Source organism: Sinomonas atrocyanea (genome assembly GCF_001577305.1).
Lineage (GTDB): Bacteria > Actinomycetota > Actinomycetes > Actinomycetales > Micrococcaceae > Sinomonas > Sinomonas atrocyanea.
Window position 1 is genome coordinate 687773 of the sequence record NZ_CP014518.1, and the last position, 17628, is coordinate 705400.

Annotated in this window: 20 protein-coding genes; 8 read left to right on the plus strand and 12 right to left on the minus strand. The window is 71.7% G+C overall.

Annotated features, from left to right (window positions below; translation table 11 throughout):
• Positions 1-94 precede the first annotated feature (94 nt).
• From SA2016_RS03250 to SA2016_RS03280, 7 genes are all read left to right on the plus strand, one after another.
• A complete protein-coding gene (locus SA2016_RS03250; RefSeq protein ID WP_066495202.1) occupies positions 95-2395 on the plus strand; it encodes a carbon starvation CstA family protein in 2301 nt (766 codons plus the stop codon).
• Positions 2395-2646, plus strand: coding sequence for a YbdD/YjiX family protein (locus SA2016_RS03255; RefSeq protein WP_084249262.1), 252 nt, complete (start codon positions 2395-2397; stop codon positions 2644-2646). The genes SA2016_RS03250 and SA2016_RS03255 overlap by 1 nt, the downstream gene beginning before the upstream one ends.
• A gap of 82 nt (positions 2647-2728) precedes the next feature.
• Positions 2729-3373: a bacterial proteasome activator family protein gene (locus SA2016_RS03260; RefSeq protein WP_066495204.1), complete on the plus strand. Its 645-nt coding sequence runs from the start codon at positions 2729-2731 to the stop codon at positions 3371-3373.
• Between the two features lie 8 nt (positions 3374-3381).
• Entirely contained in the window at positions 3382-3822 is a 441-nt protein-coding gene (locus tag SA2016_RS03265; protein WP_066495207.1) for a hypothetical protein, read from the plus strand.
• A 118-nt stretch (positions 3823-3940) separates the two neighbouring features.
• A complete protein-coding gene (locus SA2016_RS03270) occupies positions 3941-4795 on the plus strand; it encodes an aldo/keto reductase (protein WP_066495209.1) in 855 nt (284 codons plus the stop codon).
• A 25-nt stretch (positions 4796-4820) separates the two neighbouring features.
• A complete protein-coding gene (locus SA2016_RS03275) occupies positions 4821-5327 on the plus strand; it encodes a rhodanese-like domain-containing protein (RefSeq protein ID WP_306505417.1) in 507 nt (168 codons plus the stop codon).
• A gap of 21 nt (positions 5328-5348) precedes the next feature.
• Positions 5349-6248: an aldo/keto reductase gene (locus SA2016_RS03280; protein ID WP_066495212.1), complete on the plus strand. Its 900-nt coding sequence runs from the start codon at positions 5349-5351 to the stop codon at positions 6246-6248.
• Here the strand turns inward: SA2016_RS03280 and SA2016_RS21705 are convergent.
• The gene (locus SA2016_RS21705) at positions 6245-6622 is read right to left on the minus strand and encodes a PilZ domain-containing protein (RefSeq protein WP_169803040.1); all 378 of its coding nucleotides are present in this window, start codon (positions 6620-6622) and stop codon (positions 6245-6247) included. The two genes, SA2016_RS03280 and SA2016_RS21705, sit on opposite strands and share 4 nt — an antisense overlap.
• 14 nt (positions 6623-6636) lie before the next feature.
• The gene (locus SA2016_RS03290; RefSeq protein WP_066495216.1) at positions 6637-8133 is read right to left on the minus strand and encodes a glycosyltransferase family 2 protein; all 1497 of its coding nucleotides are present in this window, start codon (positions 8131-8133) and stop codon (positions 6637-6639) included.
• Between the two features lie 360 nt (positions 8134-8493).
• Here SA2016_RS03290 and SA2016_RS03295 point away from each other — a divergent pair, with 360 nt between their 5' ends.
• On the plus strand, positions 8494-8694 hold the full coding sequence (locus tag SA2016_RS03295) for a hypothetical protein (protein ID WP_141305528.1): 201 nt from the start codon (positions 8494-8496) through the stop codon (positions 8692-8694).
• A gap of 72 nt (positions 8695-8766) precedes the next feature.
• Here the strand turns inward: SA2016_RS03295 and SA2016_RS03300 are convergent, their stop codons facing one another.
• From SA2016_RS03300 to SA2016_RS03345, 10 genes are all read right to left on the minus strand, one after another.
• Positions 8767-10584 (minus strand): complex I subunit 5 family protein, encoded by a 1818-nt coding sequence (locus tag SA2016_RS03300; RefSeq protein WP_066495226.1) that lies wholly within the window; start codon positions 10582-10584, stop codon positions 8767-8769.
• Positions 10585-10587: 3 nt separating this feature from the next.
• Entirely contained in the window at positions 10588-10935 is a 348-nt protein-coding gene (locus SA2016_RS03305; RefSeq protein ID WP_066495228.1) for a sodium:proton antiporter, read from the minus strand.
• Positions 10932-11705: an MnhB domain-containing protein gene (locus SA2016_RS03310; protein WP_066495229.1), complete on the minus strand. Its 774-nt coding sequence runs from the start codon at positions 11703-11705 to the stop codon at positions 10932-10934. Before SA2016_RS03310 ends, SA2016_RS03305 begins: the two co-directional genes overlap by 4 nt.
• A complete protein-coding gene (locus tag SA2016_RS21240; RefSeq protein WP_066495231.1) occupies positions 11702-11995 on the minus strand; it encodes a Na(+)/H(+) antiporter subunit B in 294 nt (97 codons plus the stop codon). Before SA2016_RS21240 ends, SA2016_RS03310 begins: the two co-directional genes overlap by 4 nt.
• Positions 11992-12291 (minus strand): monovalent cation/H(+) antiporter subunit G, encoded by a 300-nt coding sequence (locus SA2016_RS21245; protein ID WP_066495232.1) that lies wholly within the window; start codon positions 12289-12291, stop codon positions 11992-11994. Before SA2016_RS21245 ends, SA2016_RS21240 begins: the two co-directional genes overlap by 4 nt.
• Complete coding sequence (locus tag SA2016_RS03325; RefSeq protein WP_141305529.1) at positions 12291-12617, minus strand: monovalent cation/H+ antiporter complex subunit F; 327 nt, start codon at positions 12615-12617, stop codon at positions 12291-12293. The genes SA2016_RS21245 and SA2016_RS03325 overlap by 1 nt, the downstream gene beginning before the upstream one ends.
• Positions 12614-13117 (minus strand): SUR7/PalI family protein, encoded by a 504-nt coding sequence (locus SA2016_RS03330; RefSeq protein ID WP_066495233.1) that lies wholly within the window; start codon positions 13115-13117, stop codon positions 12614-12616. Before SA2016_RS03330 ends, SA2016_RS03325 begins: the two co-directional genes overlap by 4 nt.
• Positions 13114-14562, minus strand: coding sequence for an MFS transporter (locus SA2016_RS03335; RefSeq protein ID WP_174835375.1), 1449 nt, complete (start codon positions 14560-14562; stop codon positions 13114-13116). The genes SA2016_RS03330 and SA2016_RS03335 overlap by 4 nt, the downstream gene beginning before the upstream one ends.
• Positions 14563-14716: 154 nt before the next feature.
• Entirely contained in the window at positions 14717-15838 is a 1122-nt protein-coding gene (locus tag SA2016_RS03340; protein WP_066495235.1) for an enolase C-terminal domain-like protein, read from the minus strand.
• Positions 15838-17628: a thiamine pyrophosphate-requiring protein gene (locus tag SA2016_RS03345; protein ID WP_066495242.1), complete on the minus strand. Its 1791-nt coding sequence runs from the start codon at positions 17626-17628 to the stop codon at positions 15838-15840. The genes SA2016_RS03340 and SA2016_RS03345 overlap by 1 nt, the downstream gene beginning before the upstream one ends.

Sequence of the window (17628 nt, forward strand, 5' to 3'; positions counted from 1 at the left end):
AGCGCCCGTCCCGCACGGGATCCTTCGCACTGTGGCGGTGTGCCCTCTGACTAGGGTCGGGAGTATCCATCACTCTCGCTCGAGGAGGAGCAGCATGAGTACCGTCGCACGCCGCGCTGGGGGAGCGCCCGAGAGCGACCCAGCCGAGGCTGACGTCGTCCAGGACCCGGCGCTGCCGCCGGTCGCCGTCGACCCCGCGAGGCTCGAGGCGGAGGAGAAGCGCTGGACCCCCGCCAAGATCGCGATCTGGGTCGCCATCGCCCTCCTCGGAGGGCTCGCGTGGGTCATGCTCGCACTGGTGCGCGGCGAGACCGTGAACGCGATCTGGTTCGTCTTCGCGGCCGTGTGCACCTACCTCATCGGCTACCGGTTCTACTCCAAGTACATCGAGAAGTACCTGCTCAGGCCCAATGACGTCCGCGCGACGCCGGCCGAGTACAACGCTGACGGCAAGGACTTCGTCCGCACCGACCGGAACGTCCTCTTCGGGCATCACTTCGCCGCGATCGCCGGCGCCGGCCCGCTCGTGGGCCCGATCCTCGCCGCGCAGATGGGCTACCTGCCCGGAACGATCTGGATCATCGTGGGCGTGGTGCTGGCGGGCGCGGTGCAGGACTACCTCGTCATGTTCTTCTCGATGCGCCGCGGCGGCCGTTCGCTCGGCCAGATGGCCCGCGAGGAGCTGGGCGTGGTCGGCGGGACGGCGGCGCTGCTGGCGACCCTGCTCATCATGATCATCATCGTGGCCATCCTCGCCCTCGTGGTGGTCAACGCGCTCGGCGAGAGCCCCTGGGGCGTGTTCTCGGTGGCCATGACCATCCCGATCGCCCTCTTCATGGGCATCTACCTGCGGTTCATCCGCCCGGGGAAGGTCATGGAGGTCTCGGTCATCGGGTTCGTGCTCCTGATGGCCGCGATCATCGGCGGCGGCTGGGTCTCGCACACCGACTGGGGCCAGGCGCTCTTCCACCTCGACCGGCTCCCGATCGCGTGGGGCATCATCGTCTACGGCTTCGTGGCGGCCGTCCTGCCCGTGTGGCTCCTGCTCGCCCCGCGCGACTACCTCTCGACCTTCATGAAGGTCGGCGTCATCGCGCTCCTCGCGGTCGCGATCATTGTGGTGCGCCCCGAGATCACGGCGCCCGCCTTCAGCGAGTACGCGTTCAAGGACAACGGCCCCGTGTTCGCCGGCGGCCTCTTCCCGTTCCTGTTCGTGACGATCGCGTGCGGCGCGCTGTCCGGCTTCCATGCCCTCATCTCCTCGGGCACCACCCCGAAGCTGATCGAGAAGGAGCGCCAGACCCGCTTCATCGGCTACGGCGGCATGCTCATGGAGTCCTTCGTGGCGATCATGGCGCTCGTCGCGGCGGTCTCGATCGACCGGGGCCTGTACTTCGTCATGAACGCCCCGGCCAGCCTGACCGGCGGCGCGGTCCAGTCCGCCGCCGCGTGGGTGAACGGCCTGGGCCTGGCGGGCGTCAACGTCACCCCCGCCGAGCTCGCGGCCACCGCCCAGGGCGTGGGCGAGTCCTCGATCGTCTCCCGCACGGGCGGCGCCCCGACCCTCGCGGTGGGACTGAGCCACATCATGGCGCAGCTCATCGGCGGCGCGGGACTCGCGGCCTTCTGGTACCACTTCGCCATCATGTTCGAGGCCCTCTTCATCCTCACCGCGGTGGACGCCGGCACCCGCGTGGCCCGGTTCATGCTGCAGGACTCGATCGGGAACTTCATCCCGAAGTTCAAGGACACCTCGTGGCGCGCAGGCGCGTGGATCTGCACGGCGGTCATGGTGCTGGGCTGGGGCTACATCCTGATCCTCGGTGTGACCGACCCCCTCGGCGGCATCAACACGTTCTTCCCGCTGTTCGGCATCGCGAACCAGCTCCTCGCTGCGATCGCGCTCGCGGTGTGCCTCGCGATCGCGGCGAAGCGCCGCACGTTCCGGCACCTGTGGGTCGTGGCGCTGCCGCTCGCGTTCGCGGCGGTCGTGACCATCACGGCGAGTGCGTACAAGATCTTCTCGCCGGTCCCCGCGGTGGGCTACTTCGCGCAGAACGCGCAGTTCGCCAAGGCCCTAGCGGACGGGAAGACCTCGTTCGGCACCGCCAAGAGCGTCGCGGCGATGGAGGCCGTGGTCCGCAACACCATGGTCCAGGGCGTGCTGAGCGTGGTCTTCGTGGTCCTCTCGATCATCGTGATCATCGCCGCCCTCGTCGCCACCTTCCGGGCCTTCCGCGGGGCGGACCCCGCGGCGCTGGCGGACCAGGAGGACCCGGCCGTGCCCTCCCGCGTCTTCGCACCCGCGGGGATGCTGCCGACTGCGGCCGAGCGCGAGGTCCTGGCGGAGTGGAAGGCCGCCGGGATGAGCACGACGCCGGCCGGGCACCACTGATGTCCCCCTCGCCGAGGCCGTCCGGCGGCTCCGGGCGCACGACGGCGGTCGCCGCCGTGCGCTCGGTCCTCGCCGGGGCGCGGGCCTACGCGCGCGGCGTCCTGGGCGCCGACGCCTATGAGAGGTACCTCGAGCACCACCGGGCCGAGGAGGCTGCGGGCAGGTGCGCGGCGCCGGCGATGACCGAGCGGGAGTTCTGGCGGGACCACGCCGACCGCCAGGATGCCAACCCCCAGGGCCGGTGCTGCTGAGCCCCGCGCTCCCCGCCGCGGGGCGCCGTCACGCGGCCCTTCGCCCCGGGGCCCGGCGCCGGCCGCGTGAGAGGATGGCGTCATGACGTCAGCGGGGAACGAGCACACGGACGGGATGGGACCGGCCCACGCGGAGGAGCCAGTCGAGGGGACCGCCATCGACGGCGACGCCGCCACGGAAGCCGGCCACGCGGCGTCGTCCGCGCAGCAGCCGAGGCGGGCGAGCCTGCAGGAGCTCGTGGACGAACCGGCGAAGGTCATGCGGATCGGCACGATGATCCGCCAGCTCCTCGAGGAAGTGAAGGGCGCCCCGCTCGACGAGGCCGCCCGCGAGCGCCTCGCCGAGATCCATGAGCGCTCGATCCGGGAGCTCGAGGACGGTCTCGCGCCCGAGCTCGTCGACGAGCTCCACCGCATCTCGCTGCCGTTCTCGGACGAGTCGGTGCCCTCGGAGTCCGAGCTGCGTGTGGCCCAGGCCCAGCTCGTGGGCTGGCTCGAGGGCCTCTTCCACGGCATCCAGACGGCCATCGCCGCGCAGCAGGCCGCCCACCAGCTCGCCGCGGCCCAGGTGCAGCTGCGCCAGCTCCCGCCCGGGACCATGATCGCGCCCGGCGTGGTCATCGGCCCCAACGGCGAGCCGCAGCGCGCCCAGGGCCCCGGCCAGGTGCCCGGCCAGCGCCAGGGCGTGCCCCGGGACCCGGACCACGGCCCGGGCCAGTACCTCTGAGCGCCTCCGTGGGATTCATCAAGTCCGCCCTCGCCGGCCGGCGCGACGACGCCGAGCTCGGCAAGGGCCTGTGGCGCCGCGCGCACGACCGCTTCCGCAGGGGCCTCGACCGCTACCACCAGGTCCTCGAGGGGATCGACGACGAGGCGCTCTACAGCGAGCTCGTGGTCATCGCCGACGGTCTCGCCGGGCTCCTTCCCCGGGTACGGGCCGTCTGCGTCGAGGCGCAGCGGCGCTCCCCGAGCGAGGGGCTCGACGTCCCCGGCGACTACGCCGCCGTGCACCGGGCGCTGTCCCGCGCCGGCAACGCCCTCGCCACCACGGCCGAGGCCGCCGCGATGCTGCGCCTTGCCGTCGGCCCCGTGCCCGTGGGGGCGCTCTCGGTGCAGCGCCGCGCCACCACCGTGCTCGAGCACGTGCAGGAGGCCGAGGAGCTCATGCGCCGGTGACCGCCGGCGGGACGCCGCGGCGCCCCGGTTCTATTCCGGGGTTCGCGGTGCGCGAAGTCCCGCGGAAAATCGTGCAGAACCCCTGGCCTGGCGGCGCCGCGGTGGCAGGATGGGCAGCATGACTTCTGCTGAGACCCTGACCTCCCCTGTCCTCTCCTTCCACGATGGCCGCACCATCCCCCAGCTCGGGTACGGGGTGTGGCAGGTCGAGGACGACGTCGCCGAGCGCGTGGTCGGCGAGGCGTTCCGCGTGGGCTACCGCCACATCGACACCGCCGCCATCTACGGCAACGAGGCCGGCGTGGGCCGCGCCATCGCCTCCTCGGGGCTGGACCGCGAGGACCTCTTCATCACCACGAAGCTCTGGAACGCAGACCAGGGCCGCGACAAGGTGGCCCCCGCCTTCGAGACCTCGCTGGACAAGCTCGGCCTCGACTACGTGGACCTGTACCTCATCCACTGGCTCCAGCCGAAGCGCGGCCTCTACCTCGAGACCTGGGAGGAGTTCGCGAAGCTGAAGGAGTCCGGCCGCGTCCGCTCGATCGGAGTCTCCAACTTCACGGTCGAGGCGCTCGAGGAGATCCAGCGCGAGACCGGTGTGGTCCCCGTGATCAACCAGGTCGAGACGCACCCGTACTTCCCGCAGGCCGAGCTGCGCGCCTACGAGGAGTCCAAGGGCATCCTGCACGAGTCCTGGTCGCCGCTGGGCCAGGGCAAGGACCTCCTCAAGGACCAGGTGCTGCGCGAGATCGCCGAGAACCACGGCGTGAGCGTCCCGAACGTGGTCCTCGGATGGCACCTCGCCCTTGGCAACGTGGTGATCCCCAAGTCCGTCACGCCCGAGCGCATCGCCCAGAACTGGACCGCCGTCGCCCTCACCCTCGAGCCGGCCGAGATCGAGGCCATCAACGGCCTCGACAAGGGCGCCGCCGGCCGCATCGGCGCCGACCCCGCCCAGGCCGACTTCGCCTGATCTGCGCACCAGAAGCACGACGCCGGTGACCCGCCTCCCCGAGGCGGGTCACCGGCGTCGTGCGGCCGGACGAATCGAGGAAGCCGTGGACGTCGTGGACGTCGTGGAAGAGCAGGCTGATGCGCCCGTGGGGGCCGGCGCGGACGGGGACGGGGCGTCGAGGATCGATCGCCTGCTCCTCGAGAGCCGCGCGGGACTCGAACGCGTCCATCCCGAGGATCTGGACGACGAGGTGTCGGCGGGCGCCCTGGTCGTCGACACGCGCCCGCTCGATCAGCGCGACCGCGATGGTGCGCTTCCGGGGGCGCTCGTCATCGACCGCAACGTCCTCGAATGGCGCCTCGACCCGACCTGTCCCTTCCGCCTGCCGGTTGCTGACGACCCCACGCGGCGGATCGTGATCGTCTGCAACGAGGGCTACAGCTCGAGCCTCGCCGCCCACACCCTGCAGCGCCTCGGCCTGGCCCGCGCGACCGACCTCGTCGGCGGCTTCCAGGCATGGGCGGCGTTCCAACACCAGGCCGCACGCTGACCATCGAGGAGAGGCTTTCCCATGAAGTACAGGCGCCTTGGCAGGACCGAGCTGACCGTATCGACGGTCGGGGTGGGGACGTGGCAGTTCGGCGGAGAGTGGGGGAAGGACTTCTCGCAGGCGGAGGCCGACGCGATCCTGGGCAGGGCCCGCGATCTGGGCATCAACCTGGTCGACACCGCCGAGTGCTACGGCGACCACCTGTCCGAGGAACTCGTCGGAAGGGCCATTGCGCGCAACCGCGCCGACTGGGTGGTGGCCACGAAGTTCGGCCACCGCTATCACGGCCTGCACGAGCGCACCCAGGAGTGGTCCGCCCAGGAGGTCATCGCCCAACTGGAGCGATCGCTGCGCGCCCTCGGAACCGACTACATCGATGTGTACCAGTTCCACTCCGGCGGCGACGACGTCTTCGACCAGGACGAGCTGTGGGAGGCCCTCGGCACGCAGGTCCGTGCCGGGAAGGTCCGCCACCTCGGGATTTCCATCGGCAGCAACGCCAACGTGTACCAGACCGACCGCGCGGCCGAGGTCGGGGCGAGCGTGGTCCAGCTCGTGTACAGCCGCCTCGACCGGGAGCCGGAGAAGGAAGTCCTCGCCTCGTGCGAGCGGCAGGATCTCGGGGTCCTCGCCCGCGAGGCGCTGGCCGGCGGGCTGCTGTCGGGCAAGTACGCCCCGGGCACCCGGTTCACCGATCCCGCCGATACCCGGTCCCGCAGGCCCGACGGTCGGACCCAGGAGCGGCTTTCGGAGGTCCAGCGGATTGCCGAGGAGGAGGTGCCGCCGGGTACGGACATGGCCGCCTGGGCCCTTGCCTGGTGCCTGCGCCAGCCGTCCGTCGCCGCCGTCATCCCGGGCTGCAAGTCGGTCGCGCAGCTGGACTCCAACGCCGCCGCTGCCGAGCTCGACCTCGCCGACTAGGGCGCGGAGTGCAGGGTGGCGCCGCTGGCCGGCGCGGCGGCGGGGCCTCGGGCTGCCGGGCCCGCCGCACGCGCCGTGCACGCCACGGCCGGAACGCCGGGGCCGAGGCTGGGCACAGCTCCGGCGGGGGTGTGGAAGAGCCAGAGGGAGAGAACGCGGTAGGCGCCCCAGTCCCCGGGGCGCACCTTGAGCGAGACGGTGGGGGGCCCGCCGAGCCCCTCCGAGGCGGAGACGACCTCCAGGACCACAGGCTCCGCGCCGGCCAGCGTGACGGTCACTTCGCCGGCTGGTGGCGGTGTCCCGGCCGGGAGGTTGACGCGCGCACCGCCGACCGAGATGTCCACCAGAGTCCCCGAGGCGCCCCCAACGGTCACCGGAGCGCAGACCATCACCCTGTGGGCGTTGCGCCGCGACGTGGCGAACTTCTCGGACCTGATCCTCGCGGCACCGAGGACGAGCAGCACGAGGGACAGCAGCAGCCAGGCCCCCGCCGTCTCCGTCGAGGCCGGGGACGCGCTCCACGGCACCAGTCCCGCCAGTCCGGCGCCGGCCCAGAGGAGGACCCCCGTGACCAGGAGCAGGAGCGCCACGATGACCGCTGGGAGCTGCCCCCTGGCCCGGCCGCCCTCAGCACCCTTGGGGTGACCTCGAATTCGAGGCTCCTGCGGGTGACGAGCCACCAGAGGCACGCCAGGCCCACGGGGATCCGGAACACTCGCAGGGCGAACGCGGTGGGCCACTGGATCTGGCGGCGCATGAGCCGTTTCGCTCCCCACAGCCGCACCGTGAAGGCCGCGGTGAAGATGCCGGCGAAGACCAGGGGATCGGCCGTGGACGTCTGTGCGCCGGACGCGAGCGCCAGGGCGGGGACGGCGAAGGCCCCGACGGTTGCGACCCCTTCAAGCCACCAGAGGGTGCCGTTGAGGTACTCGTGGAAGTTGCGCCACGACATCCAGCGTTTCGCGGCCCACAGCTTCTCGAGGGTGAGGATCTGCATTGCGCCCAGCCCCCACCTCCGCCGCTGCAGCAGATACTGCCCGGGGGTGGCCGGCGCGAGCCCCAGCGCGAGCGTCTGATGGTGGTAGACCGTCCTCCAGCCGCGCCGGATCAGCTTCAGGGTGGTGTGCATGTCCTCGGTGATGGTCTCGGTCGCGACCCCGCCCACCTCGCGCAGCGCCTCCACCCGCAGCAGCGCCGTCGACCCGCACCAGAATGGGCCGGCCCCCGCTGCGTTGCGGGCCCGCATCTGCACGTTGAAGAAGAGGCCCTGCTCGCCCGTGATGCCGTCGTCGTCGAAGGCCCCGCCGTTGTAGAAGGTCTGCGGCCCCTGCACGAGGGCGATCTCCGGGTCCGCGAACCACCCGAGCGTGCCGGACAGGAAGGACGGCAAGGGGACATGGTCGCAGTCCAGCACGGCGACCACATCCACTGCCTCGGCTCCCGCCGCGGCCTCGCGTTCCATGAGCCCGAGCGCGTGATTGATGTTCCCCGCCTTCGCATGGCGGTGCTCGTCGCGGCGCACGTAGCGGGCGCCGTACGCCCGGCTGAGATCGGCGGCCCATCCGCGGTCGCCGTCGTCGAGCACCCAGGTCTCGTGTGCCGGCGTGAGGGCGCAGGCGGCCGCTATGGTCGGGGCGAGGACTTCGGCCGGCTCGTTGTAGGTGGGGATGAGCACCACGACCTTCAGGCCGAGCCCTGCCCCCTCTGTCGGCGGAGCGCTGGAATCGAGGTTCCACCAGGCCACGGTGTTCATGATCATCCCGGGCAGCGGCAGCGTCTCGAAGACCAGCAGCGCCCACGCCGCAGCTTGGTCGGCGGGCGCGGTGGGCAGGCTGAACATCACCCGCCAGAGCAGGTAGAGGACCAGCGATGTCACCGCGGCCACCCCGCCAAGATGGGCCATCCTCCGGGAGATGACGTCCTCCAGCTCGGGCGGCCCGAGGTGGGCAGCCCACGTCGCAACCCCCCGAGCACGCAGCTCGTCCAGGCCCAGACGCCGACGACGGCCCTCGGGCCTGCGGCCCGAGGGCGCTGCCCTCAGAGCAGGACTTCTCCCCACGCCGATACCCCTTTGTCCACGGATCCCGAAGAGCCACGCCATTCGCATGCTACCCATGCAGATGAAGCGGGCTGCGACGTCCATGCCCGACGGCGCGCGGACCGTGACCAGAAACGCCGTCTAGGCTACTTTCCAGTAGCCTATCGTGTTGTGACGGTCGTCACGTCAGCCATGGGGAGGGGCATCTTGGACATCAGGACCACGCGCGAACTCGCGCTCCAGATCAGCGGGATCGGCAAGATCGTGTACACCGGCTCGCGGCGCCGGCAAGGAGCGGCCGAGCCGGTGCGCGCGTCCGCCGAGCGCCCGCAGCCCGGGCTGGCCCGGTCCGCCGCCGAGGGCTGTGGGTGCGCGAGCGAGGACGCCCTCTGCCAAGGGGCGGACTGATCCCGCTCCGGGCAGGACACCGGGACCGCCCGCTGACCAGCACCTGACCTGCATCCTGGCCAGCGAACAGTGCTAGAACAGCACGATCGCGCCCGAGGCCGTGATGCCGAGCACGAGCCAGACCGTGTAGTCGCCGACCCGCCCAGAGTGCAGGCTCCGCAGGAAGCGCAGCGGCGGGTCGAGGACGGTGAAGGGACGGCGTCCCGCCGCGGGGAGGCGGTGCCGGTAGAGGTCCACGGCGGCCGCCCCGAGCGCCGCGAGGGTCGTCACGGACCCCCAGAGGATCCCCGAGGAGTCCCACCCTGAGGCGGGAACGCCCGGCGACGCACTGGCCGCGCCGCCGAGGGCGGCCGCGACGTAGCCGGCCCGGTCCATGAACTGCTGCGCTGCCCCTGAAGCGGCATCCGTGATCCCGGGCACGAAGCCGAGCAGGGCGCCGGCGCCGAGGAGCGCGGCCACCGGAAGGCTCATCGAGAGCGGGACCCGTTCCCGGCCTATGCGCACCTCGATCATCTCCTCGTCCCCGCTCATGCCCTCGGCCTCGATGCCCTCAGGCGGGGAGCCGAGCCCGAGGAAGATCCGCAAGCCCACGCGCAGCACGGCGCCGGCCGTGAGGGCGGAGACCGCGATCATGAGCGCCATCCCCCAGGACTGCCCCGCCTCGCCGAGGGCGTGCTCCGTGACGGCCTTGCCCAGGCCGGTGGCGAAGGGGGGAGCGCCGGCGAGGGCCGCCGCGGCCACCAGGAACGCACCGCCGAGCAGGGGGGCGTCCCGGCCGCGGCCCTGGAGCGTGTACTCGTCCACGCTCCCGTACCGGTCCAGGACCACGCCGCTGAGCAGGAACAGCGAGCCCTTCACGGCAGCGTGGCCGAGGACGTACACCGCGAGCCCGGCGAGCGCCGATTCCGTCGCGGAGCCGAGGGCCACGAGGAAGACGCCCATGTGCGCGATCGTCGAGTAGGCCAGGAGCCGCTTGAGGTGCCGCTGGATGAAGCACATGAGGGTCGCGACCACGGCGGTGAGGACGCCGAGGACCAGGAACAGCGTGCGGATCCCCTCCGCCGCCGGGGTGCCGCTGAACACCGCCCAGTACACCCGGGCCACCCCGTACAGCCCAAGTTCGACCATGACACCGGAGAAGAGGACGCACACGGGGGAGGGGGCGACGGCGTGGGCGTCGTCGAGCCAGAAGTGGAACGGTGCCAGGGCGCCCTTGACGAGGAAGCCGGTGCACAGCAGCACGAACGCGATGGGCACGAGGATGCCGTGGTCGCCCTCGAGCTGGTGGGAGAGGGCCGCGAGGTTGAGGCTGCCGGTGTGCGCGTAGACGAGCCCCACCCCGGTCAGCGACAGATAGGCGGCAAGCGAGTTGATGATGCCGAAGTTGATGGCCCCGTGGACCGCCGAGGGGTCCTCGCTTTTGAGCCCGGTCAGCGCATAGGCCGCAACGCCCATGAGCTCGAAGAAGACGAACATCGTGAAGACGTCCCCGGCGAACGCGAATCCCGTCATGCCGGCGAGGAACAGCAGCATGAGGCCGTGGTAGTGGGAGCTGTCCGACTCGAAGTACCGCCATGAGAACACGAGGGCCGCGGCCATGAGGGCGGCGGCGAGCAGTGCCAGGCCCACCCCCACGCCGTCGCCCACGAGGGCGATCCCCACGGTGCGCCCGTCCCGCGCTGACCAGCCCCCCATCCAGTAGACGAGCCTAGTGGAGGAGGTGCCGGCGAGCAGCACGCCGTCCACGCAGACGGCGGCGGCGGCCGCGGCGATGGCCAGGAGGTCCGCGAAGGGCCTGCGGACGTACCGCCCGACCGCCATGAGCACCCCGGCAGTGAGCACGAGCCCCACGACGAGGGCCGGCATGAGCGGCGCGAGTCCGGTCTGCATGCCTCAGCCCTCCAGGGGGCCGAGGTCGTCGGGATCGATGGCGCGCCGGCGCTTGGCCATCTGGATCACCAGGGCCAGGAGCATGGAGGTCACGGCCGCGGAGACCACGATGTCGGTCAGGGTCAGCGCCTGCACGACGGGGTCGACGACGGCGGTGTCCCGGCCCACCTGCGAGCCGAAGATGGGAGCGAGGCCGCCGTTCTGGTAGCCGACTGCGATGAGCAGGATGTAGGTGGCGGACTGGGCCACGGAGAGCGAGACGACGGCGTGGACGAGGTTCCGGCTCGTGGCGATCCCGGCGATGCCGACGAGCATGACGGCGCCGGCCACGATGTAGGCGTAGACGGTCACGCGGCTCCCTCCTCGTCCTCGTCCCGCGGACCCTTGCGGGGATCGGCGCGGATGGCGAGCGTCTGGTCGAGGAACCCCGAGAGGAGGATGACGACGCTGCTGGCCACCGTCATCCCGACGGCGATGTTGAACAGGGGAACGGTCCCTGCGGACACGAGGTCGCCGAGCTGGCCCTGGGGGACGGCGTTGGCGAACAGGTCTGCCCCGAGCGCCACGCCTGCGAGGCCGAGGGCGCCGAAGAGCACCACGCCTAGTGATTCCCCCTGCGCGAACCAGTCGAGCGGGCGCAGCCGTTCCAGGAGCCGGTAGTGGCCGCCGACGTAGAGCAGGTGGATGCCGGTGGCCAGGACCACCCCGCCCTGGAAGCCGCCCCCCGGGGTGATGGCGCCGTGGGCCACGACATCGGCGCCGAGCACGAGCGTGAGCGGGAAGAGGACGTAGACGACGAGGCTCGTGGACTCGAGGGTCTGGCCGCCGCTGCCCACCTCGCGCCGGCGTTCGCGGTGGACGGGGCGCAGGAGGGCCACCACGCCCGCCACGGCGCAGAAGAGGATCGTCTCCTCCCCGAACGTGTCGAAGCCCCGCTGGTCGAAGTTGATGCTCGAGACGGCGTTCGCCGTTGCATGGGCGAAGGTCGCGGCCACCGCGAGGTCCCGGTAGGGGTGGCTCGCACCGCCGAAGCCCGGCAGCGCCGCGAACGAGGCCCACAGCATCGCGCCGAGGGCCGCGAGCCCCGCAGCCAAGAGGTACACCCGGACGCGGCGGCTCACTGCTCGTCCTGCCCGCTGCGGGACTCGGCCTGCTCCGAGCGGATGCTCTCGACCTTCCGGATGGCGAGCACCACGATCAGGGGCACGACGGCGGTCCCGATCGCCACCTGGCTCAGGGCCACATCCGGCGCCTGCAGCACCATGAACATCAGGGCCAGCACCAGACCGTAGGCCGAGAGCGCCACGGCCTGGCGCGACGGCCGCCGCGTGAGCACCACGACGACTGCCCCGGCGAGCACGAGCGTGAGGCTCACGGCGAGGAGAAGGTCAGTGAGGAGCGAGTCGCTCATTCGGGCTCCTTCCCGACATCTGCTCCCGCCTCGGCGGCGAGGGCGCGCCCCACGGCGGCGGTCAGCGCGGGCCCGCTCACGGCGATCGCCGCCGCCGTGACCACGACCGACGCGCTCCCCAGGGACACCCCGAAGGCCAGCACGGCCGCCACCGCGAGGAGTGGGACGGCGAGGGTGGTGACCGGGGCCAGGAAGTGCAGCCGGGCCAGCGGCGACCGGGCGAGCAGGGCCCCGCCGGCGGCATAGGCGGTGACGAGCACTGCGAGGGCGGCGCACACGGCTTGGGCGGCGATCATCACTGGCCTCCAGCCCCGCCGCTGGCTCTGCCATCCGCGCCCGGGCCGGCCTCTCCCGCGGCCGCGGCCTCGGGCGTGAGGAGGCGCGTGTAGACGAGGGTGCCTGTGGCGGTCAGCACCGCGAGGACGAGCGGCACGATGAGGTACGAGGACTGGTTCACGGCGGCGGAGAGGGCGATCATGGCCAGGATCGCCGAGGCCCCCAGCAGTTCGAGGCCGACCAGCCGTGCGATCGCGGTCCCCCGGGCGCACAGCAGGAGGCCCGGGGCCACGCCCACTACGAGGAACGCGAGGGCGGCGCCGGCCCACAGGGCCTCGGAGCTCATCGCCCCGGCTCCTTGTCCCGGAGGACCTGCTCGTCGAGGCGGGGCCAGCCGGACGTGACCGAGTGCACGGTGACAGCCCCTGAGTCCGGGTCTGAGGCGACGACGACCGAGCCCGGCGTGGCCGAGAGGGCCACGATGCCGCCCGCCCGCCAGCCGGTCTGACGGTCGCCGCCCGTGGGCATCGCGGCCTCGCGCAACTGCTCCGGCTGCCCGGAGCGCAGCCATCCGGGCAGCCGGAGGAGGTCAGCGCAGGCTGCCAGCGGCACCACGGCCGCCCAGCGCAGCCACTCGCGGCCCGGACGTGCACGGAACGGCAGTGCGCGTCGGGCCAGCCGGGCGAGCACCGCGCAGACGAGGGAGACGGCCGCGGCGATGCCCGTCTCCACGGCGGTCACCGTGGAGGCGGTGGCGAGCCAGAAGAGCGTGCCGACGGCCGTCCACAGCACATACTCCAGGAAGGCGCGGACTGGGGCGGGGCGGGTGTGCCGCGGCGGTGTCACACCGCCTCCTGCTGGGCCGTGATGGGCCGCGCAACCTCCTCGAGCGAGGTGCGGGAGGCCTCGACGCCGAGGAACACCTCGACGAGGCCGGCGGCGACCATCAGGCCGGCACCGATGAAGTAGCCGACGGCCACGGCGCCGACCCCCTGACCGATCAGGCTGCCGAAGAGGAGCGGGCCGATGATGCCGCCGAGGCCGGTGCCGACCGCATAGAAGAACGCGATCGCGAGCGCCCGGGTCTCCAGCGGGAAGACCTCGCTTACGGTGAGGTAGGCGCTGCTCGCCCCGCACGAGGCCACGAAGAACACGATGGTCCAGCAGGCGGTGAGCCAGAACCCGTCCAGGATGCCCGCCTGGAACAGGGCGCCCACGATGGCGAGGAGGACGCCCGAGCCGATGTAGGTCGCCGAGATCATGACCTTGCGACCCACGGAGTCGAACAGGTGGCCGAGCGTGAGCGGACCCGCGAAGTTGCCGACGGCGATGGCCACGAGGGCCCACGGCGCCACGTCCTCCGGGACGTGCAGGAGCTTGGTCAGGACGAGCGCGTAGGTGAAGAACACGGCGTTGTAGAGAAAGGCCTGGCCGACGAAGAGCGACAGGCCCAGGACCACGCGCTTGGGGTACCGCTCGAGGGAGACCCGGATGATCTCGCCGAAGCCGATCGAGCGGCGCTGCTCGATGGTGATGGAGTTGTCGACCTCGCTGAGCCGGCGCCCGGTCTCGTCCTCGATCTCGGACTCGATGTCCTTCACGGTCTTCTCGGCGGCGTCCTCGTGGCCGTGGATGAACATCCACCGCGGGGACTCGGGCACGTTCCGCCGCACGAGGAGGATCAGGAGGCCCAGGACGGCGCCGAGCCCGAACGCGAGCCGCCAGCCCAGCCCGGCGGGAAAGAGGGCGGTGTTGAGCAGGACGACCGAGAGCATGGCCCCGAAGGCCGTGCCGAGCCAGTAGGAGCCGTTGATGGCGAGGTCCACGAGCCCTCGGCGCCGGGCCGGGATGAGCTCGTCGATCGCTGAGTTGATCGCGGAGTACTCCCCGCCGATCCCCGCGCCGGTGAAGAACCGGCAGATGTAGAAGTACACGGGGTTGAAGGAGAACGCCGTGGCGACCGTGGCCAGCAGGTACAGGCCGAGAGTGATGATGAACAGCCGCTTCCGGCCGAACCGGTCGGTGAGGTAGCCGAAGACGAGGGAGCCCACGCAGGCGCCCGCCACGTAGATCGCGGCCGCGAGGCCGATCCCGGCGGTGGAGAGGCCGAGTCCCCCGGAGGGCTGGGTCAGCCGGTCGCTGATCGACCCGACGATCGTGACCTCGAGCCCGTCGAGGATCCAGACCGTGCCGAGGCCGATCACGACCATCCAGTGCCATCGGGCCCAGGGCAGGCGATCCAGCCTGCCCGGGATGCTGGTGCGGATGGTGCCGAGCGTGCTCTGACTCATGGTCCCTCCTGAACGAAACCCTCCCGGCGACCCCCGCCAACAGGCGCGCCGTTTTTACCCCCCGCGCCGCGGCGCGAAACGGTGCCCGCAGTTGGGGCCGTCCCGCGCCGCAGGACCCTCAGGCCCAGGGGCGTCGCGCGACGGCCCCGGGGCATCACGCGACCCGGTACTGCTCGGCGTCCGCCGAGCGGAGCACCAGCCCGTTGCCGAGCAGGGTGGGATCCGGGGAGATGGTCCCGCCGTCCGGCTCCGGGACGCCGTCGAAGAGCATCGCCTCGAGGCGGACGTGGTCGTGGAACCACTCGAGGTGGCGCAGCCCGGGGGCGGCGGCGGCCGGGGCGGCGGAGATCGCCGGGGCGCAGTGGCCCGAGAAGCCCAGGCCATGGGCCGCCGCGACCGCGGCGATGCGCAGCCAGACCGTGATCCCGCCGCAGCGGGTCACATCGGCCTGCAGGCAGTCCACCGCACCGGCGGCGCACATCCGCTCCGCGTCCTTGAGCCGGGTGAGGTACTCGCCGGCCGCGACATCGGGCGAGGTGCGCTCGCGGACGAACCGCAGACCGTCGAGGTCCTCGCTCGAGACGGGCTCCTCGAACCACATGATCCGGGCCTGGCCGGCGGCGTCCGCGACGCGCACGGCCTGCTTCGGGGTATAGGCCCCGTTGGCGTCGACGAACAGGTCGGTGTCATCGCCGATCGCCTTCCTCGCGGCCAGCATGCGTGCGATGTCGCGGGACTCGGACGCGCCGCGGTCCTGCCCGATCTTGATCTTCACGCGGGGGATCCCCCGCGTGACCCAGCCTGTGAGCTGCTCGGTCATGCGGGCATCCGTGTACGTGGTGAAGCCGCCGCTGCCGTAGACGGGCACCTCGGCGCGGGCGGCGCCGAGGAACTGGTGCAGGGGCAGCCCGGCGTGCCGCGCCGCGGCGTCCCACAGCGCACAGTCGACGGCCGACGCCGCGTACGCGCCGGCCCCGGACTGGCCCGCGTTGCGCAGGGCCCGGGCCATCGCCTCGGAACAGGCCGGGACGGAGAAGACGTCCGCACCCAGGACCGCGGGTGCGAGGAGCTCCTGCACCAGGCCCACCAGGGCCGCCGGGCCGTACGTGTACCCCGTCCCGTGCGTGCCGCCGGCCTCGACCCGCACCACCACGATGGTGGTGGAGCCCCACGCGAACGTCCCGTCGGCCTCGGGCTCGTCCGTCGGGACGGTGTACGCGGCAGCGGTGACGGCCGAGACCGTGGCGCCCGATCCGGCGTCGTGCGCCACTGCCATCACTCCCGGTGCCCGGGGAGGAGCTCCTGGGCCTTGACCTTGAGGCCCTCCTTGATGAACTGCCACGCGTTCTCGTCCCCCTTCGCGGCGCTCTTGGCCGTGTTGAGGGCCTGCTTGAGCGTGGCGTGCGGCGGGATGGGAGGAACGTTGGGGTCGGTGCGGACGTCGAGGAGGGTGGGGCGCGTCGCGGTGAGCGCCGTGTCCCACGCCCCGCCGAGGGCGTCCGGGCTGTCCACCGAGATGGCGCCGAGGCCCAGGCTCGCGGCGAACCCGGCGTAGTCCACGTCCGGCAGCTCCTGCGTCATCGGCACCGTCGGCGAGCCGCTGAATGCGCGCAGCTCCCACGTGACCTGATTGAGGTCGTTGTTGTGGAGCACGACGACCACGAGCCGCGGGTCCGGCCACTCCTTCCAGTAGCGCGCCACGGTGATGAGCTCGGCGAGGCCGTTCATCTGCATGGCACCGTCCCCTTCGAACGCGATGACCGGCCGGTCCGGGTGCCCGAACTTGGCGCCGATCGCGTACGGGACGGCCGGGCCCATGGTGGCGAGGTTCCCGGATAGGCTCCCGCGCACGCCCGCGGGGAAGCGGACCTGCCGGGCATACCAGTTCGCCGCGCTGCCCGAGTCGGACGTCACGATCGCGGAGGCCGGGATGCGCTCGGAGAACTCGGAGAACACCCGGAGGGGATTGACCGGATCAGCCTCGACGAGGGCCTCGTCGTGCATGTCCGCCCACCACTTCGACACCTTGTCCTCGATGTCCTCGCGCCACCCACGGTCCTCCTTGCGGTTCAGGAGCGGGATGAGCGCGCGGAGCCCTGCGGCGGCGTCGGCGACGAGGTTGACCTCGTAGGGGTAGCGCATGCCGATCATCGTCGGATCGACGTCGATCTGCACGCCCCGCGTCTTCTCCGGCTCCGGCATGTACTGCAGGTAGGGGAAGCTCGAGCCGATGGTGAGCAGGGTGTCGCAGTCGCGCATCATCTCGTAGCTCGGCCGCGTCCCGAGAAGCCCGATCGAGCCGGTGACGAAGGGCAGGGTGTCCGGCAGGGCGTCCTTCCCGAGGAGCGCCTTGGCCACACCGGCGCCGAGGAGCTCGGCGACCTGCTGGACCTCCGCGGCCGCGTTCCTGGCGCCCTGCCCGATGAGGATCGCAACCTTCTTGCCCTCGTTGAGCACCTCGGCGGCCCTGCGGAGTCCCTCGGTGTCCGGAGCCAGCTCCGGCCACTCGATGCCGAGGCTCGAGGGCACCATCTTCATCTCGTGGGGAGGCGCGGAGTATTCGAGCTCCTGGACGTCGGAGGGGATGATGACGGCGGTGGGCGCCCGCCGCGCGCAGGCCACCTTGATGGCACGGTCGATCACGTTGGGCAGCTGCTCGGGGACGGTGACCAGCTGGACGTAGTCGGAGGCCACATCCTTGAACAACGAGGGCAGGTCGATCTCCTGCTGGTACGAGCCGCCGATCGAGGTCCGCGCCGCCTGGCCCACGATCGCCACGACCGGGACGTGGTCGAGCTTGGCGTCGTAGAGGCCGTTGAGGAGATGGACCGCGCCGGGACCCGAGGTGGCCATGCACACTCCGACCCGGCCGGTGAACTTCGCGTAGCCCACCGCTTCGAAGGCGGCCATCTCCTCGTGCCGCGCCTGGACGAACCGGGGCCCCTCGCCCTTGCCGAGGGCAGTGACGATGCCGTTGATGCCGTCTCCGGGGTAGCCGAACACGGTGCTGATGTCCCAGGCCTTGAGCCTCTCGAGCAGGAATTCGGCCACATTCTTCTCGGCCAT

Bases quoted from the DNA above. Each gene is read 5' to 3' on its own strand.
- SA2016_RS03325 (WP_141305529.1), bottom strand. From the start codon at position 12,617: ATGAGCTCCGAGGCCCTGTGGGCCGGCGCCGCCCTCGCGTTCCTCGTA.
- SA2016_RS03260 (WP_066495204.1), top strand. From the start codon at position 2,729: ATGACGTCAGCGGGGAACGAGCACACGGACGGGATGGGACCGGCCCAC.
- SA2016_RS03345 (WP_066495242.1), bottom strand. From the start codon at position 17,628: ATGGCCGAGAAGAATGTGGCCGAATTCCTGCTCGAGAGGCTCAAGGCC.
- SA2016_RS03300 (WP_066495226.1), bottom strand. From the start codon at position 10,584: ATGCAGACCGGACTCGCGCCGCTCATGCCGGCCCTCGTCGTGGGGCTC.
- SA2016_RS03255 (WP_084249262.1), top strand. From the start codon at position 2,395: ATGTCCCCCTCGCCGAGGCCGTCCGGCGGCTCCGGGCGCACGACGGCG.
- SA2016_RS03270 (WP_066495209.1), top strand. From the start codon at position 3,941: ATGACTTCTGCTGAGACCCTGACCTCCCCTGTCCTCTCCTTCCACGAT.
- SA2016_RS21245 (WP_066495232.1), bottom strand. From the start codon at position 12,291: ATGATCGCCGCCCAAGCCGTGTGCGCCGCCCTCGCAGTGCTCGTCACC.
- SA2016_RS03280 (WP_066495212.1), top strand. From the start codon at position 5,349: ATGAAGTACAGGCGCCTTGGCAGGACCGAGCTGACCGTATCGACGGTC.
- SA2016_RS03335 (WP_174835375.1), bottom strand. From the start codon at position 14,562: ATGAGTCAGAGCACGCTCGGCACCATCCGCACCAGCATCCCGGGCAGG.
- SA2016_RS03250 (WP_066495202.1), top strand. From the start codon at position 95: ATGAGTACCGTCGCACGCCGCGCTGGGGGAGCGCCCGAGAGCGACCCA.
- SA2016_RS03340 (WP_066495235.1), bottom strand. From the start codon at position 15,838: ATGGCAGTGGCGCACGACGCCGGATCGGGCGCCACGGTCTCGGCCGTC.
- SA2016_RS21240 (WP_066495231.1), bottom strand. From the start codon at position 11,995: ATGAGCGACTCGCTCCTCACTGACCTTCTCCTCGCCGTGAGCCTCACG.